The organism is Paraflavitalea sp. CAU 1676 (genome assembly GCF_029223285.1).
Lineage (GTDB): Bacteria > Bacteroidota > Bacteroidia > Chitinophagales > Chitinophagaceae > Paraflavitalea.
Genome location: NZ_JARHUJ010000005.1, coordinates 758852 through 776838, shown reverse-complemented (window position 1 = coordinate 776838; position 17987 = coordinate 758852). Strand labels below are relative to the sequence as shown.

At 52.7% G+C, this 17987-nt stretch carries 11 protein-coding genes; 4 read left to right on the top strand and 7 right to left on the bottom strand.

Features of this window, described 5'->3' with window-relative positions; all coding sequences use genetic code 11:
• The first annotated feature begins 7 nt into the window (after window positions 1-7).
• On the top strand, window positions 8-1048 hold the full coding sequence (locus P2H89_RS19550) for a DUF6515 family protein (protein ID WP_275829962.1): 1041 nt from the start codon (window positions 8-10) through the stop codon (window positions 1046-1048).
• A 98-nt stretch (window positions 1049-1146) separates the two neighbouring features.
• Here the strand turns inward: P2H89_RS19550 and P2H89_RS19545 are convergent, their stop codons facing one another.
• The 7 genes from P2H89_RS19545 to P2H89_RS19515 form a co-directional block, all read right to left on the bottom strand.
• Window positions 1147-2217 (bottom strand): membrane dipeptidase, encoded by a 1071-nt coding sequence (locus P2H89_RS19545; protein ID WP_275829959.1) that lies wholly within the window; start codon window positions 2215-2217, stop codon window positions 1147-1149.
• A 61-nt stretch (window positions 2218-2278) separates the two neighbouring features.
• On the bottom strand, window positions 2279-3403 hold the full coding sequence (locus tag P2H89_RS19540) for a D-TA family PLP-dependent enzyme (protein WP_275829957.1): 1125 nt from the start codon (window positions 3401-3403) through the stop codon (window positions 2279-2281).
• 42 nt (window positions 3404-3445) lie between these two features.
• Window positions 3446-3925, bottom strand: coding sequence for a RidA family protein (locus tag P2H89_RS19535; RefSeq protein ID WP_275829954.1), 480 nt, complete (start codon window positions 3923-3925; stop codon window positions 3446-3448).
• Window positions 3926-3936: 11 nt separating this feature from the next.
• Complete coding sequence (locus P2H89_RS19530; protein ID WP_275829952.1) at window positions 3937-5253, bottom strand: gluconate:H+ symporter; 1317 nt, start codon at window positions 5251-5253, stop codon at window positions 3937-3939.
• A gap of 43 nt (window positions 5254-5296) precedes the next feature.
• Entirely contained in the window at window positions 5297-7597 is a 2301-nt protein-coding gene (locus P2H89_RS19525) for a family 20 glycosylhydrolase (protein ID WP_275829950.1), read from the bottom strand.
• 110 nt (window positions 7598-7707) lie between these two features.
• The gene (locus P2H89_RS19520) at window positions 7708-9255 is read right to left on the bottom strand and encodes a SusD/RagB family nutrient-binding outer membrane lipoprotein (RefSeq protein WP_275829948.1); all 1548 of its coding nucleotides are present in this window, start codon (window positions 9253-9255) and stop codon (window positions 7708-7710) included.
• Window positions 9256-9273: 18 nt separating this feature from the next.
• Window positions 9274-12417, bottom strand: coding sequence for a SusC/RagA family TonB-linked outer membrane protein (locus P2H89_RS19515; RefSeq protein ID WP_275829946.1), 3144 nt, complete (start codon window positions 12415-12417; stop codon window positions 9274-9276).
• Window positions 12418-12856: 439 nt separating this feature from the next.
• Between P2H89_RS19515 and P2H89_RS19510 the strand changes: the two genes are divergently transcribed.
• From P2H89_RS19510 to P2H89_RS19500, 3 genes are all read left to right on the top strand, one after another.
• On the top strand, window positions 12857-13639 hold the full coding sequence (locus P2H89_RS19510; protein ID WP_275829945.1) for a DeoR/GlpR family DNA-binding transcription regulator: 783 nt from the start codon (window positions 12857-12859) through the stop codon (window positions 13637-13639).
• A 273-nt stretch (window positions 13640-13912) separates the two neighbouring features.
• Window positions 13913-15163, top strand: coding sequence for a BamA/TamA family outer membrane protein (locus tag P2H89_RS19505; protein WP_275829943.1), 1251 nt, complete (start codon window positions 13913-13915; stop codon window positions 15161-15163).
• A 53-nt stretch (window positions 15164-15216) separates the two neighbouring features.
• Window positions 15217-17871, top strand: a complete 2655-nt coding sequence (locus tag P2H89_RS19500) for a beta-glucosidase (RefSeq protein WP_275829941.1) — start codon at window positions 15217-15219, stop codon at window positions 17869-17871.
• Window positions 17872-17987: the final 116 nt, after the last annotated feature.

Genomic DNA, 17987 nt, shown 5'->3' with positions numbered 1-17987 from the left:
TTGGATCATGCGCACCAGTTTACGTTTGTATTTGTTAGGGATACTCATCTTCGTCATTTGTTGTCACGAGGCGGCCGCCCAACGATTTGCCCATGGTGGCGGCGGTGGTCGTGGCGGTGGTGGCGGAGCAAGGCCTGCACACAATGCGGGCGGCGCGAGACCGGGGGCCGGCGGCGGCGGCACCAGGCAACAGCCTGCTATGCCTGCCAACAGAGGCGGCAACCCGCGCTCCATCAATGGAGGCGCCGTAAAATCGCCCGATCGGAACATACGCAGCAACCCCGGCGGCAACAACCGCAACGATAGAGATGTGCGGGACAATTCGCGCGACAACAACCGCAACACCAAAATCGACAACCGCGACATCAACAACAAAAGCAACAACAATATTGGCAATAAAACCAATGTCGGCAAAAAGGTCAACATCGATAACAGTAATAAGAACGTCAACATCAATGTAGACCGCAGCCGGGATATCAACGTGGTCAACAACCGCAATACGGTGGTCCGTCCGAGGCCCATCTCCTACTATCCAAGGCCTCCTTATGCGTATGGCGGCCGGCGTTACTATTGTTATCACCCCTACGTATACCATCCCTACCGGCCTTTTTACTGGGGACCTGTCTGGCATCCCTGGGGTTTCCTGGTGGCTACGCTGGCGGTGACGGCGATCGTTGTTTCGGTGGAGAACGAAAAATACCATTACGACCAGGGCGTATGGTACTCACAGGCCAGCAATGGCTACACGGTGGTGCAGGCGCCGGTGGGCGGTACGGTAACGACCATACCCAACAACAACCAGCCTGTTGTAGTGAACAACGTAACAAACTATTATTATGGAGGTGCTTACTATGAAAAAACCTCCAGCGGCTATAAAGTGGTAGCTCCACCGGCGGGCGCTGTAGTGGACAATTTACCAGAGGGAGGAGAAGAAGTTAAGATCGGCGACCAAACCTACGTGAAAATTGGCGAAACGTATTACCAGCCCGTATCGGTGGATGGCAAAAGCAAGTATGAAGTGGTGCAGATTGAGGAAGGCGCCAAGTAGTTTGCTACCTGGCCCTTCCATTTTTTAAAAAAGCCCAGTGCCAATTGGCGCCAGGCTCTTTGTTTACTAATGATCCCGCGTGGCTGCTCGCGTTGTTTTTAATGCCACGCTTTCTTTATAAACCTTAACCAGTTTCCATGCATGATCTTTTCTATATCAGCGGTCACATATCCACGACGCGCAAATAAGTCCGGCAGCTTTTGCAGGTCGGCAATGGTTTCCAGGTCGTACGGACATTGCTCCTTACCAAACGCTCCATCGAGGTCGGTACCGATGCCAATATGATCGGCATTGCCAGCCAGTTGACAGATATGATCGATGTGATCGATCATGACGTCGAGGTTGCACTGCATGCCTTCGGGCGTGGATTGCTGCCTTACCCAATTGGGCACCATCATCCAGGCATCGAGCGGGGCTCCGATCACCGCTCCTCTTTCTATCAGCACTTTCAACTGATCGTCACTGAACTGGCGATTGTGGTTAACCAATGCGCGGCAGTTCTGGTGGCTGGCCCATACAGGCCCTCTGAATATCTCCATCGCATCCCAGAATGCATCATCGCAGAGATGCGTAGCATCAAGTATCATACCCAGCCGGTCCATTTCTTTAATCAATAGTTTCCCTTGTTCATTCAAATGCCCCGTAGCATCGGTACCATTGGCATAGCGACCGGGACCATAATGTGCAGGGCCTACTGCCCGCAAACCATAACCATACGCCGTTTCGAGGTAATGTAATGACACCAGAGAATCGGCTCCTTCGAGGCTGAGCATATATCCTATCGGCTTCTGCTCATTGGGCGTTCCATTGGTCCAAAGCGCGATGTGCTGTTCCAGTTGCTGACGGTCTTTGATCATCACCATCTCCCCTTCTGCTTCCATGGCCTTGTACCAGGCCAGCTGTGCCTGTGTTTGCGCCCAGGCCTGTTGCGGCGAGTGCCATCCCGGCAAAGTATTGCCCGGCGCCACATAGCGCGCTATTTGCGTAGCTACAACCAATCCTACATTTCCTTTTCGAAGCTCGGGCAACGCTACGGTGCCTTTTTCCCTATCGGGCTTATCGGTCAACCCCGCTTCACTTTTACGGATGTCCATGACCGGCCAACGCAGGTCGCGGTTCCATTCCATGGCATTCATGCTGAGATCGAGGTGTGCGTCTATTGTGAACATAGTCTTATTTGTTGTCGGCTCCCTCCTTGCAGGAGCATGTAGCTGTGAAGGCTGTTGATCGCTATACGGTGATCTTTCTGTCGCGCGCCACTACCCGCCATTCGCCGGCAGCCTGGTGATCGTTGATAACGATTCCGCGATCATACAGCGCTACTGTGGGACAAACATGCATCGGCGCTCCATACAGTACATCGCCTACCTTGTAAGCATGGGCATCGGCTACCTTCAGCACCATATGCTCTTCACTTTGCCCAACCGCTACTGCGTCGGGCGCATTGAGGAAGTACACCCTGGGGTGCGGATTTTCAGCCGCCACCGATTTATGTCCCAGGTCGGTACAGATCGTTGTATCGTCGATGATCGAGATCACGCGGCTGATGACCAGTGCGGCATAATCAAACGGTAGTTCGGGCATTTGCAGCTTATAGCCGTGATCCCAGAATATGAAAGTACCCGGACTGCATTCCACCCCGCCGCGATGCAGGTGCGTAGGGAAGGTGGGTGAGCCACCAGCGATCATGATGGGCTTCACCTTCAACTCCTGCTCTACCTTTTGCGCAAGGGAAGCTGCCGGTGCATAGGCAGCATCGCTTTGCTGCTGCCGCACTATCGGGTCCACCTCCTTGATATGTCCGTCGTAAGCATGTAAACCGAGCAAGCGCAATCCAGGCAATGCCAGCACTTCCTTATACAATACGAAAGCCGCCTCCCCCGGCAAAATGCCGGTTCGGTTCATACCCACATTGAGATCGATGTATACGTCGAGTACGATGCTATGGGCTAGTGCTGTATGGGAAAATGCAATGGCACTGGCGGTATTATCCACCAGGCAGGAGAACCGGGATGCAGGATAGGCTTTGATGAGCTGCAGCAAACGCTGCAGCTTGGGCCCCACAGGCTGGTAGGCCAGCAGGATATCGGGCGCCTTGATCTGCGCGAGCATCTCCCCTTCGGCGATCGTGGCGCATTTGAATTTAGTGATGCCTGCTTCCAGCATGAATTGGTTCACTTCGGCGATCTTGCTCGTCTTTACGTGCGGACGCAGTCGTGCATTATCAGGCAGTAGCTCTTGTGCCAGCTGTATATTCTTCCGGACGCGCTCTTCGTAGATTACCAGTGCCGGGGAATCGACAGCGTCTATATTCTTAATGGTATACCAGGCCATGGTATCGTTTTGTGTTTGCATTGATCCGTTTTCTTTTTGATAAACGAATATACCTCCGTTTGCCTAGTACAGTTCAAACACGGCTTCAATTTCCACCGGTATATTATCGGGCAGCGATCCAAAACCTACGGCACTGCGTACGCCGATTCCATTTTCCGTACCCCAGATGGCAGCAAACAACTCACTGCATCCATTGATCACATAGGGATGGCGTTCAAACTCGGGCGTACAATTGACCATGCCAAGGATCTTGATGACCCGTTTTACGCGATCGAGATCGCCCACATGCGTACGGATGGTGGAGAGGATGGTGAGGCCTACCTGGCGGGCAGCCAGTTTGCCCTGCTCGATATCCATATCCCTGCCGATGCGCCCGATGATGAGCGATTTGTCGTTCTGCACCGGACCGTGGCCTGATACATACAGGTATTTACCATCGATCAGGTAAGGCTTGTACACTCCCAATGGTGCAGGGGCCGGAGGTAAGCTTAACCCCAACTTTGCAAACTGTTCTTCTGCGCTTGTAACAATCATGTCCTTCATTGTAAAGTTTTTTAGATCCATAAACTTAATATCAGCACCCCGATCAGTCCCATCACGGAAACAATGGTCTCCATGACCGACCAGGTTTTGAGCGTATCTTTTATACTGAGGTTAAAATACTCTTTGAACATCCAGAAGCCGGCATCGTTGACGTGTGAAAACATCAAACTTCCTGCTCCTACGCTCAACACCATCAGGTTGGGGTTTACCTGCGTTTGCACCATCAATGGTGCAATGATGCCTGCGGTGGTGAGGCCTGCTACCGTAGCCGAACCCACGCACACCCGGATGATGGCGGCCATGAGCCAGCCCAATACCAGCGGATGCAATGGCCACTGTTGTAAGGCATCGCCGATCTCTTTGCTGACACCGCTATCGGTGAGCACCTGCTTCAGGGCCCCTGCGCCGGCAATGATGAGGAGGATCATCGCAATGTCTTTAATGGCTTCGGCAAACAGGTCCATGATGCCCTTCATGGTTCTTCCGCAACCAATTCCGAGTGTAAAGGTAGCAACCAATACTGCAACCAGCATCACTACGGCGGGATCGCCGGCAAAGGCCAGTGCTGCCTGCTCACCGGCAGTTGCGTTTTGAAACAAGTAAGGCAATGCGGTGGTGAGCATGAGGAGAAATACCGGCAATAGCGCCGTCATAAAACTTACGCCGGTGCCCGGCAAATGCTTTGCTTCGATGGCTTTGGGACGAAAGGTATCGAGTGGTTGTGATGGGATGGCTTTGAGAAAGCGGGCGAAGAGCGGTCCGGCCACGATAATGGCTGGTATAGCCACCACCACGCCATAGAACAGGGTGAGCCCCATATTGCCGTGCAACTGGCCCACCAGCGCTACCGGTGAGGGATGCGGCGGTAAAAAGCCATGCGTCACCGACAGGGCTGCGAGCATGGGCAAGCCCACATATACCGCAGGAAGCTTGTATTCGTACACCACCGAAAAGATCAGCGGCACCATCAGCACAAAACCAACCCCATAGTAAAGGGGGATACCGATGATGAAACCCGTGAGCATGAGGGCCCATTGTACATAACGCGGACCAAACGCTTTCATGAGCATGCCGGCTATCTGTTGGGCGGCTCCGCTTTCGGCCACCAGTTTGCCCAGCATGGCGCCCAGCACTATAATGATGACCAGCGACCCCAGTGTATCGCCAATGCCCTTCTGTACGGCGCCCATTACTTTGGGCAAGGGAAGTTGCAACAGGATACCTGCCAACACCGATACCAGCAGGAATGCCAGGAAGGTGTTCATCTTACCCCAGGTAGTGAGCAGGATCAATACGGCAATACAACCTATTACTATCAGAAACGACATGCTTCGATCATTAACAATTTATCAATTCGTTTTTGTGGGCCGGCTACTCCACCACCACTTCATCGATCATGAGCAGGGCTTTGCTGCCTGCACCGTATTCTCCGGCAGGCAATATGCCTTTATTCTTTCCAATCACTTTTATATACCGCGCTTTCGTTGCCGGAAACGAGGCCTGTACTTTATTGATGCCATTCACCGGAAAATCTTTTTGGGTGTATACCTGTTGATATTGCTGCCCATCAGTGGACACCAACACTTCGAGCTGTTGCGGCGCCCACACGCGTTGCCAGTGATAGCTGAGAAAATTCATGCGAACGTGTTGAATGGATTGCTGCGTGCTCAGGTCGATCACCGCCTCCAGGTCATCGCCACTGAAGCCCAACCATTGCGCATCGTTGTACCGATGCACACCTTCTATACCGTTCACCAATGCGGCGGCGCCGGGATTCCAGCGAGGTAGCGGTGCATGGGTAAATGAAACGGCAGCGCCCGTCGCTTTGTGTATCGTTACTTTCTGCTCAAAGGTTCTTCCAATAGGTTTTCCCTGTTCATTGAATGCACGGGCTTTGAAGAGGCAGCTTTGTGTGATGCTGACCGGCGCCGTGTAGGCGCTGGCTGAGCGTTGTGGCTCACGGCCATCGGTCGTGTAAGTGATGCGTGCCCCCGGATAGCTGCTGTACAGCGTGAGCGGCACACTGCCTGCTTTTGGCTGCATGGCTGTGCAGATCACTTCATCGAAGTTATGGGTAGCTGTGCGGGCTGCACTGATGGATTCTTTACGCGGTAAGTACAACCAGTAATAAGTGCTTACCTGCTCGCGCAGGGGTTTCAGGAAATCATCATAGTTCCGTTGGGTGGTGGGCGTCCAGGCCAGCTCGGCGAGCGCGAGGGCCCTCGGAAAGATCATGTAGCTGGCTTGCTGCTCGTTAATCATGTATTCGCTCCAGGCCTGCCCCTCCACCCCCGCAATGTATTGTTGCAGGGTATCGTGCAGAGAGGCTGCAGGCTGATAGCTGTACACTTTACTCAGGGGCGTATAGTGGCCAGCCGCCACGGGTTCGGCAGGATTACGCGACTGGTAGTAGTCAAAATAAACATGGCTCTCGGGCGTCATGATGACGCGGTGTTGCTGTTGGGCCGCTGCGAGTCCGCCTTCTTCGCCCCGCCAGCTCATGACGGTAGCATTGGGCGCGAGGCCGCCCTCCAGTATCTCATCCCAGCCGATGATGTTACGTCCTTTGCTGTTGATGTATTTCTCCATGCGTTGCACAAACCAGGATTGCAGGGCATGTTCATCGGCCAGGTTATGGGCCTTCATGCGCGCCTGGCATTTGGCGCATTGCTGCCAGCGTGTTTTGGGACACTCATCGCCGCCGATATGTATATAGGGCGATGGGAATAGTGTCAATACTTCGTCGATAACTCCCTGCAGAAAAGTGAATACACTGTCGTTACCGGCACAGAATACATCGTCAAACACGCCCCAGAAGGTTGCGGTTTCGTAGGGGCCGCCCGTGCAGCCCAGGTTTGGATAAGCCGTGAGCGCCGCGAGTGCGTGACCGGGCATTTCAATTTCCGGAATGATGGTAATGCCCCGTTGCGCTGCATACTGCACCACTTCCTTCACTTCCTGTTGGGTGTAGTAGCCGCCGTAGCGCTTACCATCAAACCGGTGGGGTGTTTCTTTCTTATGTCCGATCAATGTCTCCTTGCGCCAGGCTGCTGCTGTTTGCAGCCGGGGATATTGTTTGATCTCGATGCGCCAACCCTGGTCGTCGGTGAGGTGCCAGTGGAAGGTGTTGAATTTATACAATGACAGTAAGTCGATATACTCCTTGATGTAGGATACCGGAAAAAAATGGCGGCTTACATCGAGGGCCATACTGCGATAGCCATAGCGCGGATAATCGCGGATCGTATAACCGGGCACGGTAAAATATCCCGAGCTTTTGGGTATCCACAATTGCCGGAGCGTTTGTATGCCGTGTATGATTCCTGCTGCATCGTGGGCGGTGAGGAATATGCCTTTCTTTCCCGTTTCCAATACATATCCCTCAGCCTGGGGCACTGCTATTGAATCTACACGCAGGTTAACACAATTGCTATCTCCCCTGCCCTGCAGCAGCTTCACGCCACGCACCATCGAGGAAGCCATATAGTGTTGCAGCAATTGTGCGGCCGGCAACAGTGAGTCGGCTTCGTAATATACGGGTATACCTCCATGGAGAGTGAACGCCGGGCCATTGCGCTGCATCTCCACCGGTTGTGGAATGACGGCAGGTTGTGCCAGTGACCGCAACGCGCCCAGCACGCAGATTATAAGAAGAAAATATGTTCTTTTCATTATACGTTCGTTCGAGGCAACTGTACCTATCATTCGATCAATTTAGAAAAAAGAGAGCATAGAAATGCTCCCTCCACTTAAAATCTCTGATATATATGAGTAGACCTTGGTTAGGGTTTATCCCACCATACGCGGGTCACGAGATCATCGGCGCCCTGTTTGGTGATTGCATCGCTGTACGATTTAGGGTTGAGCGTTTGTTCGGCCACGGGATAAATGAACCGGCGTGGCAGTTTGCCGCCGGTGGCATTGCCCGGGTAATTATTGGGCACCAGGGCGGGGTAACCGGTACGGCGGTAATTGTTCCAGGCTTCCTGTGCATCGGGAAACAAACCCACCCACACCTGGTTGTGCACCTGCTCGGTTTGAACAGCCGTAGTAGCGGCCGTCTTCAAGGCATGGGCTGCTACATAACTGTTGATACGTGCAGCATCGATGGTGCCGGTGTTGCCGCTGATGAGGTCCCACTGCTGCATGGCAGCGCGGATGCCTTTCTCGTGCAGATCGGCGGCGGTTTCGCCACTGTACCAGGTGCGCAGCGCTGCTTCTGCCAGCAGGAAATTGGCTTCTGCCGCAGTGAATATCAGCAGCGGTGCATTCTGGCGCAGTACGGTGGTTTGTTTCGGCTCGGAATAAGTACCGAAGTCGGCCGGCTTGGTACCGTTGATGTTGGCCGGCAACCCTTTCTGAAGCGCTTCGGTTGAGTTGGGTACTCCACCAACATATACCACCGAGATCACCGACAGCCGCGGATCATTATTGGCCTTCAGCGAATCGATGAATGCCTGGTGATACTTGCCGCCTTCGGGATTGCTGACCCCATCGGCCTTTACATAATTATCATTGAACAGTTGCAGGGCAATCGGATTCTTGTTGATGTTTTGTCCGGACCCCACATAGTCTACTTTGGCAATGTCGGCATAGTCGCGGATCACGCCACCGGCGATCGCTTTCGTAACCCAGGTCTTGGCGGTATTGGCATCTACTTTCGTTAAGCGCATACCGAGGCGCAGCATGAGTGAGTAGGCAAACTTTTTCCAGCGGGCTGTATTACCCTGATAGATAAGATCGGCCGTACCAAAGGTGGTGGAGTTGCCGGGATTGAGGGCCGTAGCGGCTTCGTCCAGCTCTTTCAACATATCGGCATAGACAGCGCTCTGCTGATCGTACTTAGGTTGGAACAGCGAAAGGTTGTACCCCTGGCCTGCATCGCTGTAAGGGATATCGCCATAGAGATCGGTAAGCCGGCTAAAGCAATACACGCGCCAGATGCGGGCCACAGCATACTGATTGACCTTTGTGGGGTCTGCCTTCACGGCTTTGATCACTTCTCCAATCTCGTTGATCTGGTTAGGATAGGATGCCGTGAACACGGCGGCCGACAGGTTGACCTGCGAGGCCACGTACTTCGACCCAAAGCCTTCCACATCGTTGAAACTGGTCATGTATTGCATGGTACCCAGCAGTAGTTTGCTGGCATTGCCACTATTCAGGGCACCATCGTAAAGCGCCTTACTGAATATGTACGGAGGATTGGGTACCGATACCGCATTGGGATTGGTATTGATCTCCTCGAAATCCTTATCGCATGATTGCAGGGCCGCAGCGCAAAGCACCACCGGCAGCAAGCGGGTATATTTTGAAATGGATAGTTTCATCACAATTGCTTTGAGTGGTTAAAATTTGAGTTGCAGGTTAACACCATAAGAGCGGGTACGGGGCAATCCGATTGACTCGATGCCTTGTGCAGCGCCATTGGTGAGGCTTTGCTCCGGATCGAAATTATCGGTCTCCTTGTACAGGATCAGCAGGTTGCGCCCCACGAGGGAGATCGTCGATGACTGTACGCCGAGCTTCTTCAGGAAGCTATCGGGCAGCTTGTACGAGAGGATCACCTGGCGCAGCTTCACGAAGCTGGCATCGTGTACAAACAACTCGGTATAACGGTTTAGGTTATTGTAATAAGCAGCACGCAGATTGGCCACCGGTACGGTATAGCTATACTTGGCGCCAGCCTTGGTTACGCCTTCCAGCAACAATCCATTCTCGCGGCCAGCAAGGGTGGTCTTCATCAACCCCAGGCGGGTGGCATATACTTCCATCACCGAGAAGATGCTGTTGCCGAACTTGCCATCTACCAGTACATCGAGCGAGAAGTTCTTATACCGGAAGGTGTTGGAGAATCCCATGGTTAACGGTGGTACTCCTTTACCCAACTCCTGGTTGATGTCCGTTTGCAGGGGCAGGTTGGAATTGGGATCATAGATGATATTGCCGTTTGCATCGCGCAGTTTGCGGAATCCGTAGATAGCGCCATACGTACTACCTACCTGGTTATTGATAAAGGCATTACCATTTACCGAATTACCGACCGAGAAGGTGCTGATGCCATCGGCGAGTTTCAACACTTCGCTTTTGTTGTAGGCAAAATTGAAGCTGCTGTTCCAGGTGAAGTCTTTCCGCTTGATGGGTGTAAAATCCAGCAACAGTTCTATGCCCTTGTTACTGAGCTCACCCGAATTGAGGATGGCATTGGTATAGCCGGCTGCCGTAGAGATGGGTACACTCACGATATCGTCGGAAGACTTGCGATCGTACAAGGCTACATCCAGCCCCAGGCGTCCGCCAAAGAGTTGTGTATTCAACCCTACTTCAATGGTAGTTGAAGTGAAAGGTTTTAACGAAGCATTGGTGATGGACGTAGAGCTTACATTCTGCAAAGGCACCGAGCTGGAGCTGGGTACGCTGCTGTAAGCGAGGTTGATGGCGTAGGGATCGGGACCGCCGCCGCCCACCTGTGCCCAGGAGGCACGCAGCTTGACGAGATCTACCACAGCAGGCATATTCAGCACATCCGACAGGATAAAGCTGGTACCCACACTGGGATAGAAGATGCTGTTGTTGGCAGGGCTCAGGGTCGAGAACCAGTCCTGCCGGCCGGAAGCGGTAAGGAACAATACATTCTTATAATCGAGATCGACCGAAGCGAATACCGAGTTGGTCTTTACATCGGCAGCGACCGGTACGGTAGACGAGGTAGAAAGATTGGAGAAGCTGTAGAAATAAGGCGTCGTGAAATCGCGACCCGCAAGCGTCAACTCATCCTGCTTGTAGCGGCGCGTATTCCCACCTGCCAGTATGGTAAAGCCCAGTGCATTGGCCACATTGCCTTTGTACGTAGCCGTCAGCATGCTGTTGGTTTCGGACACATCGGACTTGATGCCATCGTACTGACCATTGGGCCAGTATTGCGTACCGGTTGGAACGATGCTGGTGAAGTTGTAATTGTAGAAGTCGCGCGTTACGGTTCCTTTCACGGTCAGGTTCTTCAGGATATCGTAAGAAACAGCAGCCTGACCGATGAAGCGGTTCTTGGTATCCGTTTGCTTGAACTTCTTTGTTACGAAATAGCTGTTGGTCACAATTCCCGCGTCGTTCCACACGATCTCGTTGCCATTGGCATCGTAGCCGGGATCGAGCCAGCGGATGTCGACCGTGTTGGCCACTTCGTAGGGCGTCCAGTTGGGATTGCCGAGTGCATCGCCTGCGATGGGGCGGTTGGTGCCTTTTTCGAGATTGTACTGGATAACGGATTCAAAGCGGAGCTTATCACTCAGTTTGGCCGAGATATTGAAATTGGCTGTCTTGCGGTTGTATTTATTACCGGGCAGGATGCTTTTGGCATTGAGGTCGGACAAGGACATCCTATACACCACGTTCTCGTTACCGCCCGACATGGCTACGGTGTTGGTAAACGTAGAGCCTGTATTGTAGAAATTCTTCAGGTTGTCTTTCTGCGCGCTATAAGGATGCGTTTTACCATCGGCAGCCATGTAGTCGGTGGAGCCGTCGATCTTTGCACCGAACGAGCGGCGACCGGTTGCCTGTGCCTGTGCGAGCGTTGTTGGCTTTACACCATTATCGCCCTGGCCATATTCGTACTGGTAGTCGGGAAACACGGCTACATCTTCGAGGGTGAGTGTTCCGTTGTATTCAACGCCGATACCTTTTTGCGCCCTACCTTTTTTGGTAGTAATAAGGATTACGCCGTTGGCACCGCGTGAGCCGTAAAGCGCGGCGGCTGCGCCACCTTTCAATACGGTCATGGATTCTATATCATCGGGGTTGATGGCGCCGATGCCATCGCCGCGGTCGGTACTGTTGCGGATGGTATTGCCGTTGGGCGTGCCGCTGCCGCCGGGTACGCTGTTGTCGATGGGCATACCGTTGATCACGTAGAGGGGCTGACTGTTTCCGGTGAGTGAACCATTACCACGGATCACTACGCGGCTGGAGCCACCGGGTCCGGTAGAGAGACCGGTTGCGTTGACGCCGGCGATGCGGCCTGTTAAGGCATTGGCCACGTTGTTTTCGCGCGCCTGGGTAAATTCGCTGCCGTTCACTTCCGACATGGCATAGGTTACTGCCTTCCTGGATTTGCGGATGCCGAGTGCCGTTACTACTACATCGGACAATACAGAGCCGCTGTCTTTCAGCAGCACGATTTCGATAGATGATTGAGCGGCTCCCAACACTACCGTACGACTGGCAAAGCCGATGGAGCTAACGATCAGCTGCAGGTTGCCAGTGTTGGCGGCGGGGAGTTTCAGGGAGAAAAAGCCGGCGTTGTCGGTGGTGGTCATTACTTTCCGGTTGCCGGCGAGGGCGATGGTAGCGCCCGGCACGGGATCGTTACCACTTTTAACGGTACCAGTAATGGCAGTGGGGTTACCGGTGGATTGGCCGAGGCCCGACAGGGCGGTAGCCAGGAATAAGGCCAGGTATAGCAACCATAGCCTCGTTGATGGGATCTTCTTCATGAGCGTTAGTTATTGGAGAGCGTTATAAATTGCAAAAAGCAAGTAAACCTACTGCAAATTATTCAAATACTGCAAATAATTCGCAGAAATTAGTTGTCAAGGTTGCAAATAATGCGCTCAATCGCTTTAGCAGGACCAGGAAAATTGGATAGGTTGGGAAAATGGAGGATTCCCGGCTGGAGATGGCGGGTATCGCTGGCAAAAGGAGGGTTTATAGTCAGGTTATTTAGCTTGGCGCAGGGGCCGTGGCCTTGGGCTGAAGCGCTGGAGAGCTACCCAGGAAAGCGGTAAGGGGAAGCGGGCTGGCGGATGATCGGGAAGGTGTTATCGGTTGATTATTAACAGGAAACTGCTGTTCGGAGGTATTTGGGGGCAAAATTAGACCGATCGTGTTCGGGTATTTGTTGTAACATTGCAAAAATTGCAAACCCGCGCAATTATGTCAGACAACCAGCCACCACTGCCGGCCCCCATCGCCCTGCAGAAAAAAGAACGGAAGCAACTCATCATTAAACAGGTGAACATACACACCCGTTTGATGTATGCCGACCTGGTAAAACTGATCGATGTTTCGGAAGATACCATCCGCCGGGATGTGAATGAACTGGCTGAGGAAGGACTGGTGATCCGCATCAAGGGAGGGGCTATGTCAGCCGCTTATCATATCGGAGACGACTCCAAGACCTACTCGCTCAACAACAAACACGTTATTGCCGAAAAGACCCTGGGTTTGCTGAGGGATGACATGATCGTGCTGATCGGCGGCGGTACTACCATCCGCGAGTTTGTAAAAAAGATACCAGCTACGTTACGGGCTACTTTCCTTACGGTCAATCCGCTCACCGCGGTAGAATTGCTCGACAAGCCACTGATCAAAACCATCATGATCGGGGGACAGATCTCTGCCTATAGCCAAATGACGGTAAGTGGTGAAGTATTTGCTTATCTCGCCAATATCCGCGCCGACCTTTGCATCGTAGGAATAAATGCCATCGATGTGCACAATGGCCTCACCGACTCCGACTGGGAGACCATCCAGGTGAAGAAGGCGATGATCAAAGCAGCCGATAAAGTGGCAGTGCTCACCATTGCAGAAAAACTCAACTCTTCCATGCAAATGAAGATCGCCGACCTGTCGGAGATCGATTATCTCGTTACCGAATTACCACCCGATGATGCAGCGCTGCAGGATTACAAAGGGAAGAAGCTGGTGATCGTTTAACAGCTCGCTGCAGTACAGCCACTTCACCTATTTAACGGGCTATCCCCTATTTAACGGTTAGCTTTCGTTAACGGCTCAATGCCCCCATTTATATTTCCGGGCAAACCCGGAGGCCCTGCTACTGGAATAAGTGTGACTTTTGGAGTGAATTTCCTGTCGCTTCGCCAGTTACGGGAAGCAGCTGCCACGTTTTCGTCTGACTGAATCATTTTCCCCCGCTCGTTTCACCAAGCAACAACAGTCATGACCCATCTTCATTTTAAGAATCTATCAATGCCATGCATTCGGCGCCCGCTGCTAATGCTGTTACTTACAGCCCTGTGTAATCATGCTGCCGGGCAGGCACGTGATACTGTTCCCGAGGTGGATATCGGCGATGTTTTTCGTAAGATATTCAAGCCGAAGACAACCCACGTACCAAAAAAAGAACCGGGTGCTGTAGTACTTCCAGCCATTGGTTATAATCCCAGTTTCGGATTTATACTTGGCGCCAAAGTTTCCGGTGGCCGCCAATTGGGAGATCCGGCCACTACCGGCTTTTCGGTATTCGGTCTGGAGTTTTTTTACGGCACCAAAGATATCACGATGCTGAAGGCGAGGCACAACCTGCTCCTCAAAGACAACCAATGGAACCTGCAGGGAGATTGGCAGTTATCGAAGTTTGCTATGATCGATTATGGGGTAGGCACGGGCAGCAGCGACTACCGCACGGATGGATTTGGTATCAACCAATATCCCGTCACCAATTCCGATAGTGCCTTTCCCATTAAATACACCTATATCCGCCTACAGGAAAAAGTGTACCGCAACATCGCCCCGCACTGGTATGCCGGTGGTGGATTATGGTTTGATATGTTCAACAATATCAAAGACGAAAAAAAGGAATCCGGACGGCACACACCGCACGAAGTGTACAGCCTCACCAGAGACTTCAGCACCGAAAAATACGCTATGAATGGCCTATTGCTGGCTTTGCAATACAATACACGCGAACACCCCATACGATCGTACGGAGGCATTTATGCCGACCTTATTGCGCGACTTAACCAGACCTGGCTGGGCAGCACCAAAAACTCTTTCCAGCTGATGCTCGATTTCCGGAAATACTGGTCACTCAGCAAACGCAATCCCGAACATGTGCTGGCCATCTGGAACTGGGCAGTGTACACACTCAGCGGCGAAGTACCTTACCTCGCATTGCCTTATACAGCCGGCGATACTTACAACCGCCTGGGGCGGGCCTACACGCTCGGCCGGTTTAAGGGTCCCTCCTTTTTCTACTTCGAAACCGAATATCGATATCCCATCACCCGAAACAAGTTTATCAGCGGCGTGGTGTTCCTCAACTGGCAGACGGCGAACAATGGGCACGAGCGCAAACTCTTTGAGTACTGGGAGCCTGGGGCCGGCGTTGGTTTACGTATCATGTTCCAAAAACAAACACGTTCTGCTATGAGCGCCGACATTGGGCGTGGCCGCTATGGCGCTTCCGGCATCTTCTTCGGCTTGAATGAAGCATTCTAAATACAACGGTTTCCGTGTTGCATTCCTGCAAACTGTAATATATTTACGGGGCTATGTTGAAACGAACTATACTGCCCCTGCTGGTGATCACCGGCTTTGTTGCCCATGCACAGGTGGCACCTCCTTACAAAGATGCCCGTCAATCCATCGACACGAGAGTCAAAGACCTGTTATCGCGCATGACGCCCGAAGAAAAGTTCTGGCAGTTGTTCATGATTCCCGGCGCTCTCTCTCCTACAGCGCCCCAGCAATACCGTGCCGGCATCTTCGGCTTCCAGGTTAGCGCGGCAGCGCAGGGCGATGCCGGTGGCCAATTATTGAGGTATGGTACCGGAGAGAATGCACTTACACTCGCCAAAAAGATCAACCGCATACAACGTTACTTTGTCGATAGTTCGCGGCTCGGCATTCCCATCATCGCGTTCGATGAAGCATTGCACGGTTTGGTGCGCGATGGCGCCACCGCCTTCCCGCAGGCTATTGCGCTTGCCGCCACCTGGGACACGACGCTGATGAAACAGGTATCGACCGCTATTGCTACCGAAACCAAGGCACGGGGCATACGGCAAATACTTACCCCTGTGGTGAACATCGCCAGCGACGTACGCTGGGGACGTACCGAAGAAACGTATGGGGAAGATCCTTTTCTCAGTTCCGAAATGGGGGTTTCTTTTGTATCGCCCTTTGAAAGGATGGGCATCGTTACCACTCCCAAACATTTTGTGGCCAATGTGGGCGATGGCGGACGAGATAGTTACCCTATTCATTTCAATGAACGTTTGCTGGAAGAAATATACCTGCCTCCTTTTAAGGCAGCCATTGAAAGAGGTGGCGCCCGCTCTATCATGACGGCCTACAATACGCTGGATGGCATTGCCTGCTCGGCCAACTCCTGGCTGCTGCAGCACAAACTGAAACAGCAATGGAACTTCAAAGGGTTCGTGATCTCCGATGCCAATGCCGTAGGCGGCGGCGTTGTATTGCACAATACGGCGGTTGATTATGCCGATGCCGGCAAGCAGGCCATCAACAATGGGCTCGATGTGATCTTTCAAACCGCTTACGACCACTTTAAATTATTCATCCCCCCTTTCCTCGACGGGCGCGCCGACACCAACCGGATCAACGAAGCAGTGGCACGCGTGCTAAGGGCCAAGTTTGAACTGGGCCTTTTTGAACAACCTTATGTAGATGAATCGTTGGCGGCGCAATGGGCCAATAGTGTTGCACACAAAGCGATCGCCCGTAAGGCAGCGCAGGCTTCGATGGTGTTATTGAAAAATGATAAAAATGTACTGCCACTTACCAGCAAGGTGAAAACGATAGCGCTGATCGGAGAAGATGCTGTAGCGGCCAGATTGGGCGGCTATAGCGGACCGGGCAATAAAAAGATAAGTATACTGGACGGTCTCCGCGTGCGTGCCGGTAAAGATATCAGAGTGCTCTATGCACCCGGCGCCAGCTTTAAGCAGGAGGAGTATGCTGTGGTGCCGGAACAATATCTTAAGCATGATGGAGTGGCTGGCTTAAAGGCTGAGTATTTCAATAACCTCACGCTGGAAGGCGCCCCTGCCCTCACCCGCAAGGATGCTACGATCGATTTTCACTGGACGTTGTACGGACCTACAGTTGCTTTCAAGACCGATCATTATTCCGTTCGCTGGACGGGCACTTTGACGGCACCCACCACCGGCCACTATACTGTGGCGCTCGAGGGCAATGATGGGTATCGCCTGTATATCGACAACAAGCTGGTGATCGACAATTGGCACAAAGAAACTTATCAAACGATCGCACGACCGGTTTCGCTGTTGAAAGGCCATCAATATGCTGTGCGGGTTGAGTTTTATGAATCGGCCGGCAATGCACATATACGCCTGCTGTGGAATGTGGGCGTTGTGAACGACAAAGCGCAAAAGATCGCCGCTGCGGTAGCTGCCGCGAAGCAGGCCGATGTAGCCATCATTGTAGCAGGCATTCACGAGGGCGAGTTCCAGGACCGTGCTTATTTATCACTGCCCGGTTACCAGGAAGAACTCATCAAAGCAGTGGCGGCTACGGGTAAACCGGTAGTCGTATTACTGGTGGGGGGCAGCGCGATCACGATGAGTAACTGGTTGAACAAAGTGCAAGGTATTGTGGATGTCTGGTATCCCGGTGAAGAAGGGGGCCATGCCGTAGCCGATGTATTGTTTGGCGATTACAATCCGGCCGGCCGGTTGCCGGTGACCTTCCCCGTACACGAGGCTCAACTGCCGCTTGTATACAACCACAAACCTACCGGCCGCGGAGATGATTACCACAACCTGAGCGGACAACCGCTTTTCCCGTTTGGTTATGGACTCAGTTACACCCGCTTTTCCTACAGCAATCTGCAACTGGATAAACAGCGTATTGCGGCCGGCGAATCGACCACTGTGCGCTGCACGATCAAAAATACCGGCAGCCGTGCGGGTGAAGAAGTAGTGCAACTATACTTCAGGGACCTGCTGGCATCGGTGGCGCGGCCTGTGCTGGAGCTGAAAGGTTTTCAGCGTATTACACTAGCGCCTGGCGAATCGCGGGAAGTAAGCTTCACCATTTCGCCAGCTATGCTGCAGCTGCTCGACAAGGACCTGAAGCCCGTTATCGAACCGGGCGATTTCCGCATCATGATTGGTTCTTCTTCGCGCGATCTGCATTTAAAGGAAAACCTTACTGTACAATAACTTGTCATGATAGTACTGCCCGCTTAGCCCGGCGGCCAAGATTACCACATTTCAAAAGCGCCCCCTCACCAGGCGGGCGCTTTTGTTTTTTAGCGGCCAGCCTTCATTTAACCTGT

Coding starts and splice junctions, on each gene's coding strand:
- P2H89_RS19550 (WP_275829962.1), top strand. CDS start 8: ATGCGCACCAGTTTACGTTTGTATTTGTTAGGGATACTCATCTTCGTC.
- P2H89_RS19545 (WP_275829959.1), bottom strand. CDS start 2,217: ATGTTCACAATAGACGCACACCTCGATCTCAGCATGAATGCCATGGAA.
- P2H89_RS19540 (WP_275829957.1), bottom strand. CDS start 3,403: ATGCAAACACAAAACGATACCATGGCCTGGTATACCATTAAGAATATA.
- P2H89_RS19535 (WP_275829954.1), bottom strand. CDS start 3,925: ATGAAGGACATGATTGTTACAAGCGCAGAAGAACAGTTTGCAAAGTTG.
- P2H89_RS19530 (WP_275829952.1), bottom strand. CDS start 5,253: ATGTCGTTTCTGATAGTAATAGGTTGTATTGCCGTATTGATCCTGCTC.
- P2H89_RS19525 (WP_275829950.1), bottom strand. CDS start 7,597: ATGAAAAGAACATATTTTCTTCTTATAATCTGCGTGCTGGGCGCGTTG.
- P2H89_RS19520 (WP_275829948.1), bottom strand. CDS start 9,255: ATGAAACTATCCATTTCAAAATATACCCGCTTGCTGCCGGTGGTGCTT.
- P2H89_RS19515 (WP_275829946.1), bottom strand. CDS start 12,417: ATGAAGAAGATCCCATCAACGAGGCTATGGTTGCTATACCTGGCCTTA.
- P2H89_RS19510 (WP_275829945.1), top strand. CDS start 12,857: ATGTCAGACAACCAGCCACCACTGCCGGCCCCCATCGCCCTGCAGAAA.
- P2H89_RS19505 (WP_275829943.1), top strand. CDS start 13,913: ATGCCATGCATTCGGCGCCCGCTGCTAATGCTGTTACTTACAGCCCTG.
- P2H89_RS19500 (WP_275829941.1), top strand. CDS start 15,217: ATGTTGAAACGAACTATACTGCCCCTGCTGGTGATCACCGGCTTTGTT.